Genomic DNA, 1,256 nt, shown 5'->3' on the forward strand with positions numbered 1-1,256 from the left:
AATCGCAGCAGCAGCCTGATCTTGAGTAGAGAAAATGTTGCAAGATGACCAAGTCACTTCAGCACCAAGAGCAATTAAAGTTTCAATTAAAACTGCAGTTTGGATAGTCATATGCAAACATCCTGCAATACGAGCACCAGCAAGTGGTTGTTCGTCTTTATATTCTGCACGAAGCGCCATTAAACCTGGCATTTCAGCTTCCGCCAATTCAATTTCTTTTCTTCCCCAAGCCGCTAGAGAAATGTCTTTTACTTTGAAAGCCACATAAGGCATAGTCGATGTACTCATTTATAGTATATTTGTAATTATAAAATTTTTGCAAATTTACACAATAACTTATAATTTAAAAAGCATTCAGGAACATTTATGAATTGTTTAATTCTGTAATCTTTTGAATTATAATGAAATAATTATTTTAAGAAGCTATTTCCTGCTGTACACTATATCTTTTATGGCGAACACCGCCATAAAAGGATGCCGTTTCCATCAGGACTAAAACCTCGATAACCAACGATGCCATTATATAAAATCATAAACTTCTCCCGAAGCGTCGGGACCACAACTCAAATCCTAATTTGGAAAATCACCGAATCCCTAGAGGAATTATTGGGACAAGTAGTTTTGAAAGAAAAAACCCAAGTCCGATTGAATAAAATGAAATCCGAAATGCACCAAAGGGCTTTTTTGAGTGTACGTATGCTCTTGAAGGAAGCTGGTTACACGGATTTCGAATTGCATTATGACGAATTTGGAAAACCTTATTTTCTAGATGGTAACCACATTTCTATTACACATTCGCATCATTTTTCAGCAATAATTATCAGCGAAGATACAGTAGGAATAGACATCGAGCTGCAAAGAGAAAAAATAATCCGAATCGCTGATAAATTTATAAATGAAAAAGAACTTAGCAGATTACGAAGTTTTGACGCTATTGAATATATCAAAAAACTAACCGTGAAATGGGGAGCCAAAGAAGCCATCTTCAAAATCCGAAACGAAAAAGGAATCAGTTTCAAAGATCACATTCAAGTCAACGCATTTGAACTTAATGACAAAAAAACCATTGCCAAACTTCATTTCGAAGGAATAGTAAAGGAGTTCAATATTATTTTCGAAGAATTCGAGAATTTTACTTTAGTTTACGCTTTCGAAAAATAAATTTAAACAGAGATTTTAAAATCTGTGCTAATCTGTGAAATCTGTGGCTAAAAATTAAATAATAATTTGCGAATTTGCGGTCTAAATTAATTATG

2 protein-coding genes are annotated in these 1,256 nt (G+C 34.0%); one reads left to right on the forward strand and one right to left on the reverse strand.

Features of this window, described 5'->3' with window-relative positions; genetic code table 11:
- A partial coding sequence (locus tag EKL98_RS16320; protein WP_148104449.1) for an adenosylhomocysteinase occupies positions 1 to 288 on the reverse strand: 288 nt, incomplete at its 3' end.
- Between the two features lie 225 nt (positions 289 to 513).
- Between EKL98_RS16320 and EKL98_RS16325 the strand changes: the two genes are divergently transcribed.
- The gene (locus EKL98_RS16325; RefSeq protein ID WP_126563180.1) at positions 514 to 1,161 is read left to right on the forward strand and encodes a 4'-phosphopantetheinyl transferase family protein; all 648 of its coding nucleotides are present in this window, start codon (positions 514 to 516) and stop codon (positions 1,159 to 1,161) included.
- The last annotated feature ends 95 nt before the right edge of the window (positions 1,162 to 1,256 follow it).

Source organism: Flavobacterium bomense, assembly GCF_003970355.1.